This is a genomic window from Hydrogenophaga sp. (assembly GCF_051860785.1).
In the GTDB taxonomy this organism is placed as follows: domain Bacteria; phylum Pseudomonadota; class Gammaproteobacteria; order Burkholderiales; family Burkholderiaceae_C; genus Hydrogenophaga.
Genome location: NZ_JBIMLB010000031.1, coordinates 1 through 16,463, shown reverse-complemented (window position 1 = coordinate 16,463; position 16,463 = coordinate 1). Strand labels below are relative to the sequence as shown.

The 16,463-nt window shown below is 61.5% G+C and carries 15 protein-coding genes and 1 pseudogene; 6 read left to right on the top strand and 10 right to left on the bottom strand.

Features of this window, described 5'->3' with window-relative positions; translation table 11 throughout:
• Positions 1–6 precede the first annotated feature (6 nt).
• Positions 7–555, top strand: coding sequence for a hypothetical protein (locus ACTIF6_RS25315; protein ID WP_439590498.1), 549 nt, complete (start codon positions 7–9; stop codon positions 553–555).
• On the opposite strand, the gene ACTIF6_RS25310 is transcribed toward ACTIF6_RS25315, so the two are convergent.
• From ACTIF6_RS25310 to ACTIF6_RS25265, 10 genes are all read right to left on the bottom strand, one after another.
• Positions 508–816, bottom strand: a complete 309-nt coding sequence (locus ACTIF6_RS25310; protein ID WP_439590497.1) for a hypothetical protein — start codon at positions 814–816, stop codon at positions 508–510. The two genes, ACTIF6_RS25315 and ACTIF6_RS25310, sit on opposite strands and share 48 nt — an antisense overlap.
• Before the next feature lie 107 nt (positions 817–923).
• Positions 924–2,687: an ATP-binding protein gene (locus tag ACTIF6_RS25305; RefSeq protein ID WP_439590496.1), complete on the bottom strand. Its 1,764-nt coding sequence runs from the start codon at positions 2,685–2,687 to the stop codon at positions 924–926.
• Between the two features lie 16 nt (positions 2,688–2,703).
• The gene (locus ACTIF6_RS25300) at positions 2,704–3,390 is read right to left on the bottom strand and encodes a response regulator transcription factor (RefSeq protein ID WP_439590495.1); all 687 of its coding nucleotides are present in this window, start codon (positions 3,388–3,390) and stop codon (positions 2,704–2,706) included.
• 76 nt (positions 3,391–3,466) lie between these two features.
• On the bottom strand, positions 3,467–5,128 hold the full coding sequence (locus ACTIF6_RS25295) for a hydantoinase B/oxoprolinase family protein (RefSeq protein ID WP_439590494.1): 1,662 nt from the start codon (positions 5,126–5,128) through the stop codon (positions 3,467–3,469).
• An 8-nt stretch (positions 5,129–5,136) separates the two neighbouring features.
• On the bottom strand, positions 5,137–7,197 hold the full coding sequence (locus ACTIF6_RS25290) for a hydantoinase/oxoprolinase family protein (protein WP_439590493.1): 2,061 nt from the start codon (positions 7,195–7,197) through the stop codon (positions 5,137–5,139).
• A gap of 13 nt (positions 7,198–7,210) precedes the next feature.
• Positions 7,211–8,035, bottom strand: coding sequence for an IclR family transcriptional regulator (locus ACTIF6_RS25285; RefSeq protein ID WP_439590492.1), 825 nt, complete (start codon positions 8,033–8,035; stop codon positions 7,211–7,213).
• Complete coding sequence (locus ACTIF6_RS25280; protein WP_439590491.1) at positions 8,032–9,366, bottom strand: MmgE/PrpD family protein; 1,335 nt, start codon at positions 9,364–9,366, stop codon at positions 8,032–8,034. The genes ACTIF6_RS25285 and ACTIF6_RS25280 overlap by 4 nt, the downstream gene beginning before the upstream one ends.
• 20 nt (positions 9,367–9,386) lie before the next feature.
• A complete protein-coding gene (locus ACTIF6_RS25275; RefSeq protein ID WP_439590490.1) occupies positions 9,387–10,745 on the bottom strand; it encodes a TRAP transporter large permease in 1,359 nt (452 codons plus the stop codon).
• Positions 10,739–11,359 (bottom strand): TRAP transporter small permease subunit, encoded by a 621-nt coding sequence (locus ACTIF6_RS25270; RefSeq protein ID WP_439590489.1) that lies wholly within the window; start codon positions 11,357–11,359, stop codon positions 10,739–10,741. Before ACTIF6_RS25270 ends, ACTIF6_RS25275 begins: the two co-directional genes overlap by 7 nt.
• 15 nt (positions 11,360–11,374) lie before the next feature.
• The gene (locus tag ACTIF6_RS25265; RefSeq protein WP_439590488.1) at positions 11,375–12,376 is read right to left on the bottom strand and encodes a TRAP transporter substrate-binding protein; all 1,002 of its coding nucleotides are present in this window, start codon (positions 12,374–12,376) and stop codon (positions 11,375–11,377) included.
• Positions 12,377–12,590: 214 nt separating this feature from the next.
• Here ACTIF6_RS25265 and ACTIF6_RS25260 point away from each other — a divergent pair, with 214 nt between their 5' ends.
• From ACTIF6_RS25260 to ACTIF6_RS25240, 5 genes and pseudogenes are all read left to right on the top strand, one after another.
• Entirely contained in the window at positions 12,591–13,199 is a 609-nt protein-coding gene (locus tag ACTIF6_RS25260; protein ID WP_439590487.1) for a HutD/Ves family protein, read from the top strand.
• 14 nt (positions 13,200–13,213) lie between these two features.
• The gene (gene hutG / locus ACTIF6_RS25255) at positions 13,214–14,077 is read left to right on the top strand and encodes an N-formylglutamate deformylase (protein ID WP_439590486.1); all 864 of its coding nucleotides are present in this window, start codon (positions 13,214–13,216) and stop codon (positions 14,075–14,077) included.
• Positions 14,061–15,065, top strand: coding sequence for a LysR family transcriptional regulator (locus tag ACTIF6_RS25250; protein ID WP_439590485.1), 1,005 nt, complete (start codon positions 14,061–14,063; stop codon positions 15,063–15,065). Before hutG ends, ACTIF6_RS25250 begins: the two co-directional genes overlap by 17 nt.
• Before the next feature lie 111 nt (positions 15,066–15,176).
• On the top strand, positions 15,177–16,364 hold the full coding sequence (locus ACTIF6_RS25245; RefSeq protein WP_439590484.1) for an NAD(P)/FAD-dependent oxidoreductase: 1,188 nt from the start codon (positions 15,177–15,179) through the stop codon (positions 16,362–16,364).
• A 23-nt stretch (positions 16,365–16,387) separates the two neighbouring features.
• Positions 16,388–16,463 (top strand): annotated as a pseudogene (locus ACTIF6_RS25240) (electron transfer flavoprotein subunit beta/FixA family protein); the annotation flags it as partial.

Here is a 16,463-nt window from a genome sequence, read left to right as displayed (position 1 = left end):
TTCCCCATGTTTCCCACTTCGTTGGCGCGACTTTCCCTCTACGGCCTTCTTGCGTTGGCTGCGTGGCCTGCCTGCGCCCAGATCGGGCCGCAGTTCGTGCGAAAGCTGAGCGATGGGGAGCTGACCTGCTTGCAGATCCATGCGGAAACCCTGACGCTCGAAAAGGCAAGCCAGGATCACCGGATTCAGGCCACGCAGGCACAAGCTGTCATGGCGGAAATTCAGAACGAAATGCTGGCCCAGGCCAACGTCGCGCGTCGCGGTGGCATGGGGTCGGCGATGGGCAGTGGGCTGATCGGCATGATTCCCGGAGGGGGCCAGATCCAGGGCTATGCCATGCAGGCTGCCGCCGATGCCCGCAGGGCCAGGATGCAGGAAGGTGTCAACAAGATGATGCAGGTGCAAACACAGCTGATGAATGCGGAACAGGCTCTGGAACATGCGCAGGCGCGCAGCGATCACCTGGTTGATCTGTTCCTGAAGAAGGACTGCAAGCTGTCACAGGTTTCACCTGCACTGCCCGTCGAACGTGTCCTTCATGGTCGAGACGACTGAGGGACGAACACCGCGCCAGGTCTGAACATTCATGTTCGTGGCCTTGGCTTCGCACTGGAGTCGCGCCTGATCGGGCGGCGTGACCGGCATCAGCTTGATCAAGCCCGACAGGGCGTCGCAATACTGTTTGAAGTTCTTCGTGCTCAAGGCTTGGTCCCGGCGAGCGCGAAGCTTGTCGTATTCGTCGCATTGGGTGTCGGGCGCGGCTGTGGAGACGCTGGCAAGAAGGCACAAGGACAAACCGATGAAGATTCTGGACATGGGAAATGGGTCCCCGAGGGACGCTATTGAACGGGCGACCGCGAGTATCGAGTGCAAGCCCCGCCGGGGTAAGTGACCCGGGTCACATCGTCCAGCAGGAAGCACGGTCAACGCGCGAGTGCTTCGATCAGTTGCTCGGCTCGAACCGGTTTGTGAAGAAAGGGGAGGCCACTGCTCCTGATCTCTGCGATGCGCTGTGGCGCGGTTTCGCCAGTCACGAGCAGGGTGCGCAGGTGCGGCGAGGTGCGGCGCAATGCCAGCAGGAAGTCCACGCCGTTGCGCTCCCCTGGCAGCCGAACATCGGAGACCACGGCCTCGATCGGGTTCCGCGCCAGCAGCCGTTGTGCCTGTTCCAGGTCGCCTGCGGTGTGCGCGGTGCAACCGTGCGCCGAGAGCAGCAGTGCCATGGCTTCGCGACTCGTCGGTTCGTCGTCGATCACCAGCACCTGCTGGGGCAGGTTCTTCGCGGCGTGCGCAGCTGGAACGCAGTCGGTCTCCGATGGCTTCGCCTGTTCCGGTGTCTGCCCGGCGGCTTGTGGAACCCACACACGAAAGCGTGTACCTCTTTGCGGCCTGGATGACATGGCCATGGGGTGGTCCAGCAAGGTGGACAACCGCTTGACGATCGACAGGCCAATGCCCAGACCGGCCGCGCGATCGCGCTGCGGATTGTCCAACTGGAAGAATTCGTCGAACACCCGTTGCTGGTGTTCGCTGGCGATGCCGATCCCGGTATCGACGACTTCGAAGCAGATGCGGCCGTCGCCGCCTGCAGCAGCACCCGAGCGCGCGGCCACGAGCACGCCACCGGTGCGGGTGTACTTGATGGCGTTGTCGATCAGGTTTCCGAGCAGTCGGGTGAGCAGCTGCACGTCGCTCAACACGACCAGGTCGCCCGGTGAGCGGAATCGAATCTGCAGATTCCGGTTTTCGGCGCTCGCGGCGAAGGTGTGGTTCAGCGACATGAACAACTCATGCACCTTCAAGGGTTTCAGAATGGGTTGCACCGCGCCGGCATCCAGCCGCGAGACATCGAGCATGGTGTCGAGCGACTGGTTCAACATGCGCACCGACTGGCTCAAGCGGGTGATGGTCTGTGTGCTCTCCGGATCGAATCGGGAGCGTTCAAGCACCGATGTGAACAAGGAAATGGCATGGAGGGGTTGGCGCAGATCGTGGCTGGCCGAAGCGAGAAAACGACTCTTCTCCCGGTTCGCATTCTCGACCAGTTCCACCTGCTGTTCCAGGCGGCGAGCGAGATCCTCCTTTTCAAATCGGACTGTGAGCGATTGTTCGAGCAGGTCGGCTTGCTGGAAGGTCCACTTCAGCGTCATCACAAGGAACAGCGTCATGCACACCGCCAGGATCCACCCCACCAGCCCGCCATGCCACACGCTGGCCGATATGAGTCCAAAGGCCGCTGGAATGCTGAACGCTGCGATCGTCTGGCGGTGCGTGGAGACGATGGCAGACCCGAGTGAGATCGCGCCCATGATGAACACGGCCGTGAGGACCAAGGCGTCGGCACTCTGATATGCGCCCAGCAGCCAGGCTGCGGATCCCCACATGGACCCGAGCAGCAGGATGTCGCGCACACGACCTCGCAGGACGCTGGCCATCTCGTGGTCCTGGATGGAACCCCGGGCCTCGAGTCTTCGTCTTTGCAGATAAGTGACGAAGATGACGACGTAGAACAGGCCGAGCCAGAGCAGCGGATGGCCTGGCGGTCCGTCGAGATGGAACAGCACCGCCAGTGGCGTCGCAAAAGGAATGGGGGAGAGGATGCGCACAGCCCCGGTCTTTTGCAGGAGCAACTCGAGCCGAATGCGCTGCACGGCCAGCGGTGCGGTTGCGGTGTTTGTCGATGGCATCTGAAGCAAGGCCTGGCTACGAGAACAGCCTGATCAGCTCGGCGCGGGAGCGCACGTTGAAGTCAAGAAAGATCGTTGATACGCAGTTCTTCACCGATCCCAGCGCGAGTCCCGTTTCACCAGCAATCGCCTGGTTGTCGAGGCCGCTCAGCACCAGTTCCAGCACCTGAACCTGGCGGCTGGTCAACCGGATGCCCGGCTTGAGGTTCCTGGAGCGAACGAGCGTGTCGTGTCGGGCTTTGAGATGGTTGGAGCCGTGGGCGCTTTCGATCGTGTCCAGAAGGTTCTTCAAGTCCCCGGCTTCCCCCACCTTGCAGAAGTAGCCCAATGCGCCCTGCGCCAATGCCTCTTCGCGGACGCGGGCGTCGGGTGTGCCCGATACGACGGCGATGGGGAGATCAGGGTAGCGCTGCTTCAGGAGCTGGAGTCCAGCCAGGCCGCGTGTATCGCCCAGGTTCAGATCGAGCAGAAGCAGAAAGACTTCGTCCGCATGTGGCTTCAGATACAGCAGGGCCTGCTCCAGGCTCTTCGCATCGGCGACGTTGAAACGCGCCGCAAAGTGCTGAACGATCACCTGGCGCAACCCCATCCGCACCAGTTCGTGGTCATCAACGATCAGTATCGTTTTGAGTTGCTGCTCGTCAGACATCGCCAGGTCGGCCCTTCCCTTTTTGAAACGCGGCCGCTGGCCAATGGCCGACATCCTAGCGAGCTCCGCGGGAGGGCGGAAGTGTTTGTGGGACGTGCCGTTCGCACCGGGTGCCGAACGGCTGGGTCTGCTACTTTCCGCGATAGATCTTTTCCGCCGCCGCCGGGGATATCCGTTGTTGTTGCAAGTCCCGGACGATGTCCCCCTCTGATCGTTGCTTGGGATCTCCCCAGCCGCCACCTCCGGGCATCACATGTTCAACCAGGTCACCTTTGCGCAAATCCAGGGGGGCCAGTGGAAGAGCAGGGACCGGAATGCGTTCCAGGTCGCGGTGAATCCATGTCATCGATCCGCCTCCGGCAAGACCTCCGAAGAGGCCGTGCGGAGGGTGGGCCCGTTTGTCGGATCGAATGTTAAGGGTTGCGTTGTCACACAGGATCCGATAGCTGCGCTTGATGGACATACCACCGCGCAAGCGGCCCGGGCCGCCCGAGTCCTGCACCAGACCATACTCCTCGACTCGCAGCGGGTAGCGAGCCTCGATCAATTCAATGGGCACATTGGCCTGGTTGGCACCAATGTGCGCCACGCCTTCCTGGCCATCGTGCGCATCGCACGCGCCCGATGTACCCATCAGCGTTTCGCAGAAGACAAATTGCTTTCCGTCGATGGTGCCGGCAAAGGTCGGCAGCGAAGAGCCGCCACTTCCGTCGGCCGTCACGCGGTCGGGAACGGCCTGAGCCAGGGCGCCCATCAGGCAGTCCAGCATCCGGTAGCCTGTGATGCCACGTGCGCCCGTTGGCGCTGGGAAAAGTGGCTTCACCACGGAACCTTCGGGCGCGCGCACCTCGATCGGGACGGTGAAGCCATGGCAGTTGGGCACGTTCTGGCGAAGCACGCTGCGGATCGCTGCGTACGCGCAGGACTTGGTGAAGGGGAAGGTCGAATTGATTCCGCCGGCCACTTGAGGCGATGTGCCAGACCAGTCAACGACCACACCGTCTCCGGTGAAGGTGACTTTGACCGAAAAGGTCACCGGTGAGGGGTTCTCACCCAAGCCATCGATATGGTCGACGAAGCAATACTCCCCTTGGGGGAACTCTGCCAGTTCGGCGCGCACAAGCTTCTCTGCATGCTCGTGCAGGGCCTTGCCTGCGGCGCGAATGGTCTCCAAGCCGTATCGCTCGATCAGTTCGGAGAATTCGCGTACCCCGTTGGTGCATGCGGCTACCTGGGCGTGCAGGTCGCCAAACACCAGTCTGGGCGTGCGAACGTTGGCTTCGATGATGCTCCAGACGGATTCGTTCGGGACGCCCCGGTTGTAGAGCTTCAGGATGGGAAGTCGCAAGCCTTCCTGGAACACCTCGGTGGCTCCAAGTGCATTGCTGCCTGCCACGATGCCACCTACGTCGGAGTGGTGGGCCAGTGTGGTCGCCCAGCCTTCAATGGCGTCGTCGACGAACACGGGTGCCAGCACATAGATGTCGGGCAAGTGTTGCCCAGCGGCCAGAAACGGGTCATTGAAGATGAATACGTCGCCCGGGAAAATGTCACCTTCCTTGACGCGTCGCAGATTCACCATGGCGTCGTGGAAACTACCAAGGTGCATCGGTGTGCAGACGCCTTGCGCCAATGTCATGCCCTCCCTGTCGCACAGCGCAGTGGAGAAATCGAGCGATTCGCGCACGATTTCCGAGTACGCAGTGCGCATGACCGTGATCGCCAGGTTGTCCGCGATCGTGTCGAATGCGCTGCGCAGAACTTCGAGGAGATAGGGGTCGACTTTTGACATGGCTGTGCTCACTTGAAATTGATCCGAAGGTTGTTCAACTCGTCTCGATAGACCGAAGCGTCCGGCGGCACGACGGTCGTGCCATCCACGTCCTGAACGATGAGTGGACCGGTCTGTGGGTCGCGCCCGACCTTGCCTCGGCTCACGACAGGCGTCTCGATCCAGCCAAACCCTGAACCGAAGTAGCACCTGCGATCGGGGTTGACTTCCACACTCAGTTCCAGTGCGGCCAGCGCCTCACGAATCGGCGACTTCGATGGGCGTCGAAGCGTGACCCGGATCGAAGTGATCTCCACGGGATGCTGCTGGTGTGGGCGATGTCCGTAGGTCTTTTCATGCTCCTCCTCGAACGCGGTGGCCAACGCTTCCAGATGACCTTCGTAGGCCTTCTCGGGAATTTGCACGGCGAGCTCGAACAACTGGCCCTCGTATCTCATCATGGCGAAAGCATCCAGGTCGCCACCAACCAGCAACGAAGTGGAACTGGCGACCAGCGCTGACCGGCCATCTTCAATCAGCAGCCGCAGCATTTTGCTATCGAGACTGGCGATGCTGGCGTTCACCGGCACCATCCTTGCTGCCTCCATGTCTGCGCAGAGCAGGCCAAGAGCACTGAACACCCCCGCCGCAGGCGGTATCAGAACCTCCTTGATCTGCATCAGTCGAGCAAGGTCAGGCCCATGCACGCCACCATTGCCGCCGTAGCAGACCAGCACGCAGTGGCGTGGATCTCGGCCCTTGTAAGTGCTGACCGACTTGATGGCTCGAGCCATTCGTGCATTGGCAACCTGCCGTATGCCATGCGCGGCGTCCTCAATCGTTCCGCCGATTCGATCCACCACCGCTTTCTGAATCGCGTCCCGAGCGAGATCGGGATCGATGGGGAGCGTGCCTCCCGCCAGCGCACCGATGTATCCGAGTGCCACATTGGCGTCGGTCACGGTGGGTTGCGTATTTCCCTTTCCATAGCAGGCAGGGCCCGGCACTGCGCCCGCGCTCTTGGGTCCCACCTGGATGGCACCTGCCTTGTCGATGGCAACCAGACTGCCGCCTCCGGCGCCGACCTCCGCAATGTCGATCACGGGAAGCCGCAAGGCGTATCCCGCCCCTCCGGCCATGACGCCACCAAACGACTGTTCGCTGCCCACCTCATAGGTATCGGAGAGGAACAGGCGACCTTTCTCGATGAGTGAGGCTTTTGCCGTGGTGCCGCCCATGTCGAAGGCAATCACGTCCGAAATGCCCACCGCCGCCGCCAGCTTGGCGGCGCCGACGACACCTGCAGCCGGGCCGCATTCAATGATCTGTGCCGGCAACTTCTCGATTTCCTGCGCAGAAGCCACGCCGCCGCTGGATTGCATGAGAACCAGAGGCGCATGGATGCCGCGTCCCTGCAAGGTCTCGCGAGTTTTCGAAAGATACTTGCTGACCGGAGGTCCGACATAGGAATTGATGACAGTGGTGCTGGTGCGCTCGTACTCACGCATCTCGGGCAGCACGTCGACCGATAGCGAAACATAGACGCCGGGCAGCGCACGACGCAGGGCGTCGCCAAGGCGCCGCTCGTTTTCCGCGTTGCGATAAGAATTGATGAAGCACACCGCTACCGCTTCGAGCGAGTGGGTTTTGCACAGGGTGATGGCGCGCGCGATTTCGTCGTCGCTGAGACTCTGGAGCACCGAACCATCTGCGGCCATGCGTTCTTCCAGCTCAAAGCGCAGCTCGCGCGACACAAGGGGCTCGGGCCGCTCGTACTGGGGATCGTAGAGCTTGGGGACGCGGATGCGACGCAACTCAAGCACGTCGCGGAATCCCTTCGTGGTGAACAAGCCCGTGAGCGCACCACGGTGCTCAAGGATCGCATTGGTTGCGACCGTGCAGGCATGCAGCACCTCTGCAACTTCGTCTGGCTGCCCGCTCGCACTCCTGAGCCCGGTCTCCACCCCATGCACCAGCCCCGTTGCAAAATCCGGAGGGGTGGATGGGACTTTGGTCACAAAGAACCGTCCATCTCCTGTGGCAGTCACGATATCCGTGAACGTGCCGCCAATGTCACTGCCAATACGCATCAGATGCTCCAAGCTAGGGTTTGAATCCGTTCCGCGTCGAAAGCTCGCGCGCCACCTCGAGCAGACGATCGGCAAGCTCTTGACGGTGCGCGGGAACGAAACGGGATGTGGGGAGGGTGAGGGCGATCACATACGAAATGACGCCGTTGGCGTCTAAAACCGGTGAGGCGATGGAGGCGACGTCCTCAAGGAACTCGCCATTGGCCACTGCATAGCCCTTCGTTCTCACGGCTTCCAGCTCTTTCATCAGGAGCCGCCTCGAGATCACGGTCTTTTCCGTGTAACGCGTCAGTGGCCCCTGCAACACCTGTTGGATATCCGCTGCCGCCGAATGGGCGAGAAAGACCTTCCCTGTCGCCGTGCAGTGCACGGGATTCACCCGGCCCGGCGGTGAGTGGTGGGTGATGGAGCGGCTGCCCAGTATCTGGTCGACATTGACGGCATCGTGGCCGTTCCAGCCACTGACGGTTACCGTGTCACCGGTTTGTTCTGCCAGAAGTTCGAGCAGTTGCCGGGCGTTGGATGGCAGCCGGTACTTGGACAGCACTGCGCCCGCCAGAGAGAGGATGCCCAGACCAATCTGATAGCGGCCGGAATCTGGCTCGCGGTCAACGAATTTCTCCGCGCGCAAGGTGGCAAGAATGCGCGAAGCGGAACTCTTGTGCAGACCGAGTTCGTTGGCGATTTCAGTGGCGCCCAGTGGCTTGCGAGCATCGGCCAGAATCAACAAAGTCCTCAGCGCGTGGGTGATGCTCTTGGCCTGTCCGGTTTCACCTGGTTGTGCTGGCATCAAATGTGTCTGCTTCGATGGAAGTACGACATTTGCAACGGACTTCATGCGGACTCTTTTTCCTCGGAGCGAAGGGCCTGGAGCACCGTTTCTGCTCGACTTTCGCCTGCAAGAATTTCTTCCAGTAGTGCCGTGGACAGGGTCTCGACGCCGTTGCAGTTGGCCAGGTGCAGTGCTTTTTCCATCAAGGCCCGATCCGACAGGGGATGGTCGTGATCCCCCAGCGGAGAAACCACCAAGAGTTCTCTCGAGCCGTCCGACCATTCGATGCGCACGCGGGCAGGGACTTTGGCGGGGAACATGCGTTCCAGCTCGTCATCTACCGTGATTTGAATGCGTTCCGCCAGACCGATGATCTCCGGGTCCGAGAGCATGACCGCGTCCATGGGCATCAGCGCATGGCTGCCGCGAACCAAACCAGCGGCCACCACGAAAGGCAGGCTGAACTGGGCCGAGATCACATCCGCTGGCTGGACATGGTTCGGTAAAGAGAACGCGCGTTCAAAGGTCTCGATGACGATCCGGTCGATCCGCGCAGTAGGGGGCCGTCCAGCATTCAACTCGATTGCTGCATCCACCGCGCTGTGCGTCCATCGGCAGCAGGCGTAGCGCTTGTAGTAAGTGGTCTCGATCAGAAGCCGCTTTGGGTCATCGCCAGGTGCACGGCCCCGGTACATCGCAGGGTTGGAGAACGAAGCATCGTAGCCCTTGAATCCATGTCCGGCGAGGTCCGCCGCGGCGAAGCCCGCCACCACCGACCAGGGGATGCCTTCCTTGATGTAACCGCCCTGGAATCCGGAATGGTCTGCTGCCAGCAGATTGGGTGCATGAGCTTCTGCGATGGTCAACGCGTGTCGGGTTCGTTCCCCATCGAAGCCTCTCAGCTTGGCGACGGTCGCTGCCACGCCGACGGCCGACCACCGCCCTGTTGCGACAGTGGCTTGAGCCGCCTGTGTGCGCAGGACGGCGCAGCGGACACCCGCTTCGTAGCCAACGATGATGGCCAAGAGGATATCCCTCAGCGAGGCACCCTGGGCCTGGCCCTGGGCGAGTGCCGCAGGAATGATGGCAGCGCCAGGGTGACCGGCGGCGGCCCGGTGACCGTCGTCAAGATCCAGGATGGATGCTGCAGTGGCATTGACGAATGCCGCACCCACTGGCGTGAGGCTGTCTTCCGCGAACCAGACCGTGCTCGGTCCCGTCGCATAGGTTTGCCTTGCCCATTGAAGCGCACTCCGAACGGCGGGTTCGTTGTGACCAGCCGCCGCGCATCCCAACGCGTCGATCAAGCAACGTCGAGCAGCGTGAAAGGTGGGCTCGGTGACTTCTTCTGCCGACAGATCGGTGACCTGCGCCGCCAGCCACTCAGCCGTCGTCATGTCCAGGAGAGTTTCTTTTGTCACTTGAGCAGTTCCGGAATGTAGAGCGCAATTTGGGGGAAGACCAGCAAGAGAACCATCGCCAGGATGTAAACCAGAAGGAATGGCATCACGCCAGCGAATACATCGCCGAGCGAGCCGCGGTCCTTGCGCATCCCTTGAAGCACGTAGAGGACTGTGCCGTCGGGTGGGCTGATGAGCGCAATCTCCACCGCCATCGTGACAACGATGCCAAACCACACCGGGTCGTAACCCAGCGCCATCACGATCGGAAAGATCACGGGCGTGGTTGCGATGATCATGGAGAGACCTTCCATGAAGGTGCCCATCGCGATGTAAAAGCCCATGATCAGAAGCATCACGACCCAAGGCTCCATGGGCAGGTCCTTGAACATCTCGGAGGCCGCGCGCGGCACGCCGAGGTGCGTCAGCACGTAGTTCAAGACGTAGGCGCCGAAAAGGATCAGTCCCACCATGGCCGTGACGTGGGATGTGGCGATGGCAGACTCATTGATCATCTTCATGTCGAGGCGACGCGAGATCAATGCAATCACCAAGGCCCCGACCACGCCCAGGGCGGCCGATTCGGTTGGTGTGGCCCATCCTGCGTAGATGGATCCCAGCACCAGGACAATCAGGATGATCGTGGGCACCAGATCGAGCAGTGAGTGAATCTTTTCTTTCCAGCTGGGTGGTGTCTCCATGCGCTGCGGAGATCGGATTCCGTGGATGGCGATGATCAAGAGAAAAAGTGTGACAACGAGAAGGCTGGGCCCAATCGCAGCTTTGTACAAGGCGCCGACGGATGTCTCCGTGATCAGTCCATACAGGATGAAAGTGATGCCAGGGGGAATCAGGTTGCCCAGCGCACCGCCGGCAGCCAAGGAACCCAGCACCCAGCGCGGTGAGTAGTTGCTGCGAGCGAAGTGGGGCAATGCGACCGAACCCATCGTGGCGGCCGTGGCCACGCTGGAGCCGGAAATGGCGGAGAACACGCCCGAAGCCACCACGTTGGTGTGCAGCAAGCCGCCCGGCAGTCTCCCGGTCCACAGAGCCAGACACCTGTAGAGCCTGTCCGAGAGTCCCGCGCGCAGCATGATCTCCCCCATCAGGATGAACAGTGGCACTGCCACGAGGACGAAGTTCGTCGAGGGACCCCAGACCATCTCTCCCAGAAAATTCCAGAATGGACGGTCGAGATACAGGAACCCGAAAAGAAGGCCGAGGGCGCCAAGGGCTGCGGCGATATGGACGCCTGCGGCGAAGAAGAATGCGAACGCTCCGATGAAAAGGAACGCGCCAGCAATCGGGACGGTGAGCGCTGCCCCTGACAGCAACAAGGCTGCCATGATCACAACCAGGATGGCGAGGGCTAGCATGCGGGATCTTTCGTCGAAGGGTTTTGGACCGAGTGGGATGCCTCGATCGCTTCGGCAGCCTCTTCGGCCGCGCTCTTCTGCCTCATCTGCAGATTGACTGCGTCAATGTCACCCCGGGACAGGTGGCCTATCACGTCACTCAGAGCCAGCAGGATCGCCACGAGGAAGACAAAGATGCCCAATCCGAAAATTGCCTGCGGCAGCCAGAGCGGAATGCGCAGTGCGCTCATGTCGTGTGCGTCAAGTTCCCACGAGTCGTAGGCCAGCGCGAAGGCGCCGTACGTGATCATGATCAGGAAGCCCATGAGCAGCGTGAGCGCCATCAGATGCAACCAGGCACGGGGGAAACGCGGCAGCTTCTCAAGCAGCATGTCGACCCGCACGTGCATGCGTGCCACGAAGGCACCCGCCAGACCCCATGCGATGCCGCATCCCAGCGCATAGCCTGAAAGCTCCACGGTGGCCTGGGTGGAAAAGTTGAAGATGTTGCGTGCGACAACGTCAAAGACGATCATCACCGCGCAGGCGACATACAGCCACCCCGCAACCCGGCTCATGAACAGAGCCAGAGCGGCAACTTGCCGCTGGCCCAGGGTGCCCGTCAAGCGCAACATGATCGTTTCTTGCCGTCAGGGTGCGTACGTCACGCCGGAGATGGGCGAAACGACGCGGTTGAAAATCTCGCCGCAGTTGGCGCCGCAGCGCTTCACCCACTCCGGCAAGATGCGGCTGGAGAGGGCGGCCTTCACCGCTGCGTCGTCCGCCGGGTTCGAGGGAACAGTCGTCATCGGGCGGGAGGCAAGCGTATGGATCTGACACGTGGCGGCAATGCCTGCATTGCAGTCGATGCCATCTTGAGTGGCCTCCGCGGCAAGCTTCCACTGGGCCTCTTGCACCTTCAGCATGGTGTCTTCGATCATGGTCCTCAAGGCCGGGTCGAGCTTGGTCCACCAGGAGAGATTGACCAGGTAGCCGGCGGTGGCGCCCGAGATGATGCGTGTGTGCAGGCTCGTCGCCACTTCGGTCCACTTCGCGCTGTTGCCCGAGCCCACCCCCGTGATCGCGCAGTCCACGGTCTTGCGTTCCAGGGCGGTGTAGACCTCGCCGAACGCCAGTGAAACTGGCTGTCCGCCGAAGGACTCCACCAGCGCGCCCAATGCAGGGCCTGCCACCCGGACTTTCATGCCCCGCAGGCTTGAGAGCCCGGTAACGGGACGGTTGCAGAACAGCATCTGAGGCGTATAGGTGTACGTGGCCACCAGCTTCACACCGAGACGGCGCAGGCGCTCATCAGCGTAAGGAGCCAGTGCGTCGGCGACCTTTCGAGCTTGCGCGATGTTGTTGTTCAGACCCGGCAGGTCAAAGCCATCGAGCAGCGGTACATCTCCTGAGGCGGTGGCAAGCGTGACCGCAGCGATATCGATCTGACCTGAGCGCACCAGTCGGAGGACTTCAGGTCCTCCCACATTCATCTCCGGGTAGGAGTAAAGCTTCACCCGGATCTTCCCTCCTGACTGAGCTTGCAACTGGTCACGAAGAATCGGGATGTCCACCTTCGTGAACTGGGGGAACAGCGGCCCGACCTGGGTCACCGCGGTGATCTCGAGAGGCTTGGCGGGGTCGGCGGCCATGGCCCATGAAGACAGAGAAAGCGCGCAGACCGCAACTAGATATCGCAGGAGTGTCATGGGAGTCCTTCGGTTGGGGAAAATGCAACCTGGTTGCAGGGTGCGCAACCAGTCGGCGAAATGTAGGATGTGACAAGCAAGCACCGTGCTACATGCGCCTGCTCTGATGCTAATTAGAAGTGAACGTAATGCTGCCCGCGCCGGCGCTGGAGCGCGGATGATGCGAAGAGCCATGCACTGCGCTCCTCCCCTCCTGTTTCGACAACTGCACCATGTTCAACCCCGGCCCTGGTTGAACGGTGGCGGCGTGACGCGAGAACTTGCCAGCGCGAGTTGCTGGAGGATCAGCGTCGCCGACGTGGTCACGGACGGCGCTTTCTCCATCTTTTCCGGGCAGACGCGCCATTCGGTGGTCATTGGGGGCCAAGGCCTTGAACTGCGAACCGGCACCGAAGTCCTCAAGCTGCATCCCATGCGCTGCCGATCCTATGACGGAGGGAAGCCCTGGCAAGCCACGCGCAACGCGGGACCGGTGAGGGTCTTCAACGTCATGACTCGCATCGGCCGTGCCGAGGCGGACGTGGTGGTGGAGAAAGAGACGATCACCACCGCACCATACGGGGGCATCTGCATGGCGCTTTGCATCGAAGGCTCGGTGCTTTGCGATGGCCAGCAAGTCTCCGCTTCGAGCCTTGGTGCGGGTGACTACGTGTTTTTCAGCGCATCCGCCGGGGCCATCCGTTTCAGGCATGCCCAGACCGAGAGTCGATTTCTGTTGGCCCGCATCCAGCCCACTACGGATCGACAAGAACCCCAATTCACATAAGGAATCGATCGACCATGTCCCATCCGTTTGAACTGGTGCGCCGCGATGGCCCCATTCTGGTGTCCATTCCGCACCTCGGTCGGACCATACCCGAAGACCTTTGCGGCGGTTACACAGAGGAAGCTTCTTCCCTGGCCGATACCGATTGGCATCTCGACAAGCTGTACGACTTCGCAGCAGATATTGGCGCCACCGTGCTGCAGGCGACCGTGTCGCGATACGTGATCGACCTCAACCGCCCCGCCACGGGAGAGTCTCTCTATCCGGGCCTTGTCACGACGACGCTCTGTCCTACTGAAACGTTCACCGGCGAACCGCTGTATCGGCCTGGAAGCGAGCCATCCGATGGGGAAGTGGGTAGGCGCATCGAAGCCTACTGGCGACCCTACCATCGCGTGTTGGCGGAGGAAATTGCGCGACTGCAGCACCGTCATGGGCATATCCTGCTCTGGGAGGCGCATTCCATTGCCAGTGAATTGCCCAGGCTGTTCTCTGGCAGATTGCCGGACCTCAACTTTGGCACGGCGGATGGCGAGAGCTGCGAAGATTCGGTTCTGGCTGGCGCAGTGGCTGCCGTGCGCGCCACAGATTGTTCCTGGGTGGTCAATGGTCGGTTCAAGGGAGGATTCATTACCCGCCGCTATGGCAATCCGACAGTTGGTGTGCATGCGATTCAGCTGGAGATGTGCAAATCGCTCTACATGGACGAAGCCGCGCCGTTCGAGTGGCAAGCTGAGCGAGCTCGAAAACTGAGGCCAGTGGTTCAAGCCAGCGTGGAAGGCGCGCTGCGGGCATTGGAGAAGCTGCCAGGGAGCGCGCCGAAGGGGCGGACTACACTAGCCGGTAGCAAAGTCCCTTCAAATGAATCCATTCGATGAGCAGGCCCGACCAGACTGGGCGTTGCTGAAAAGCTGGGTCGCGGTGGTGGAGTCGGGAAGCATTTCCGACGCCGCCCGACGGCTCCACATTTCTCAGGCCGCGGTATCTCAGCACATCAAGCAGCTGGAGGGCTTCCTGACGACGGCCCTCCTCGATCGCTCCACCAGGCCGGCCCAGCCCACCGCCGCAGGCCAACGCCTCTACGAAGGTGCCAAGGATGTCCTCACGCAAGCGGACCAGATGCTGGAGAGCGTGCGCAACGTCAGCCGCGCGAAGCGGATGGTGGTGCGCTTCGGCTGCGTGGATTCCATCGCGGCCACGATCGGCCCCCTGCTGATCAAGGCGCTGTCCGGTACTTCGCACCAGATCCGCCTGTGGTCTGGCATCACGCCAGACCTTGAGAGGCTGATCGACAGCAGGCAGCTTGACTTGGCCATCACCACCGCTTTGGGCTCGGCGCCAGGCATTTCGCGCACCCAGCTGTTCAGCGAACGTTACTACGTGGTGCTTCCTTCGACCTTTGATGTCGATTCCCTCGGAACCTTGCTCGATCTGAGCCGACACCTGCAGTTCATTCGATACAGCGCCCGCTCGCTGATCGGACAGCAGATCGACGAGTACCTGCAGCACACCGGTGATGCCATGGAGCGGACCTGCGAATTCGACGCCACGGATCCACTGCTGAGCCTGGTGGAAAGCGGCGTGGGCTTTGCGCTCACGACACCACTGTGTCTATGGCAATCGCGGCACTTCATACCTTCCCTGCGTGTTCTGCCACTGTCGGCCTTCTCCCGGCAAGGGCGGCCCTATCCGGATCTGACCAGGGCCTTCTACCTTGCTTACCGTCAGGGCGAGCTCGGTTCTTTGCCGATAGAGGTGAAGGATCTCGTGCGGGTTGCTGTGCAGCGGCAGATCTCGCTGGCCATCGGCACCGCCCTGGGACTTGGCAGCAACGTGCTCTGGACGCCCCCGCAAGGGGACAGTTGAGGCCAACCCCGGGCTGCTGCTTCGCTTGATTTCAGCATCGCCGCTGCTTATGTTGGCGGTGATCAGGCTCAAAGCGAGAACACTCCTGTTGACTCAATACAGGAGCATCTCTTGGAAAAATTCGACGTGATCGTGATTGGGGGTGGCGTGATCGGCACCTCCGTGGCATTTCACTTGGCCCACTTCGGCGCGAAAAGCGTGCTGCTCCTGGACCGCGTCGCCGTCGGCGCCGGCACCACGTCCCAGTCTTCCGGCATCTTGCGAACACACTATTCGGTTCGGGAGAACGTGGAACTGGCACGGCGCTCATGGAGTGTCTTCAACGATTTTGCCGCCTATGTCGAAGACGAGGAGGCATCGTGCGGCATCGTGCGTTGTGGCTACATGATCAGCGCTTCGGAAGGCGACAAGCTGGAACCCTTGCGCGCCTCCCTTCAGCAACAAGAAGCCCAGCAGGTTCGCCTGGAGTACTTGACACCCGCCCAGGCGCGTGAACTGCTCCCCATTGCCTCCTTCGACGATGCGGCCCTGATCGGCTACGAACCCGATGCCGGCTTTGCGGATGCAACGATGACCGCCATGGCATTCGCCAAGAGCGCGCGGCAAAAAGGTGTGAAGTTGCGCGAAGGCGTGAATGTGACCGGCCTGCTGAAGCAGGGCGACAGGGTGATCGGTGTTTCCACCACGGAGGGCGACTTTCTCTGCGGCACGGTGGTCAGCACGCAGAACATCTGGGCGCGCGAACTCAGCGGATGGATCCCGGGCGAAATCCTCGTCACTCCCGAGCGCCATGCGGTCCTGGCGCTGGAGTGCACTACGGCGCCTTACACCTCCGCCATGCCCGTCTTCAAAGATCTGGCCTCGGCCGGAATGCTCTATTACCGCAGCTATGGCGGCAAGCAGATGCTGGTCAGTGAAGGCGTTCTTGGAGAGAGTCTGGTGCAAGCCGATGCCACGCAAGGCGACGTGTCCCTCGACTATGTCGTTGAGGTGGGGGCTCAAGTCGCCGAGCGGTTTCCAGCGTACGACACGGCGGGGCTGGCCTCGTCCTGGACCGGCGTGTACGACGTGACGCCCGACTGGAACCCCGTTCTCGGACGCATGCCCGGGGTGGAAGGCTTGATCGTCGGCTATGGATTCTCCGGACACGGCTTCAAGCTGTCGCCCACGGTCGGTCGGATACTCGCCCAAGAGGCCTTGGCACTGCCCACGGATGTCCCGCTCGCCCCGTATTCGATTGAGCGTTTCACCACGGGTGCGCTCTTGACCGGGAAATATGGTCTGGGCGCGGTCTCTTGAATACTGGAAAAGGAATGCAAGCCATGAAGGTCCTCGTCCCCGTCAAGCGCGTGGTGGATTACAACGTCAAGGTCCGGGTCAAGAGCGACGGGACGGGCG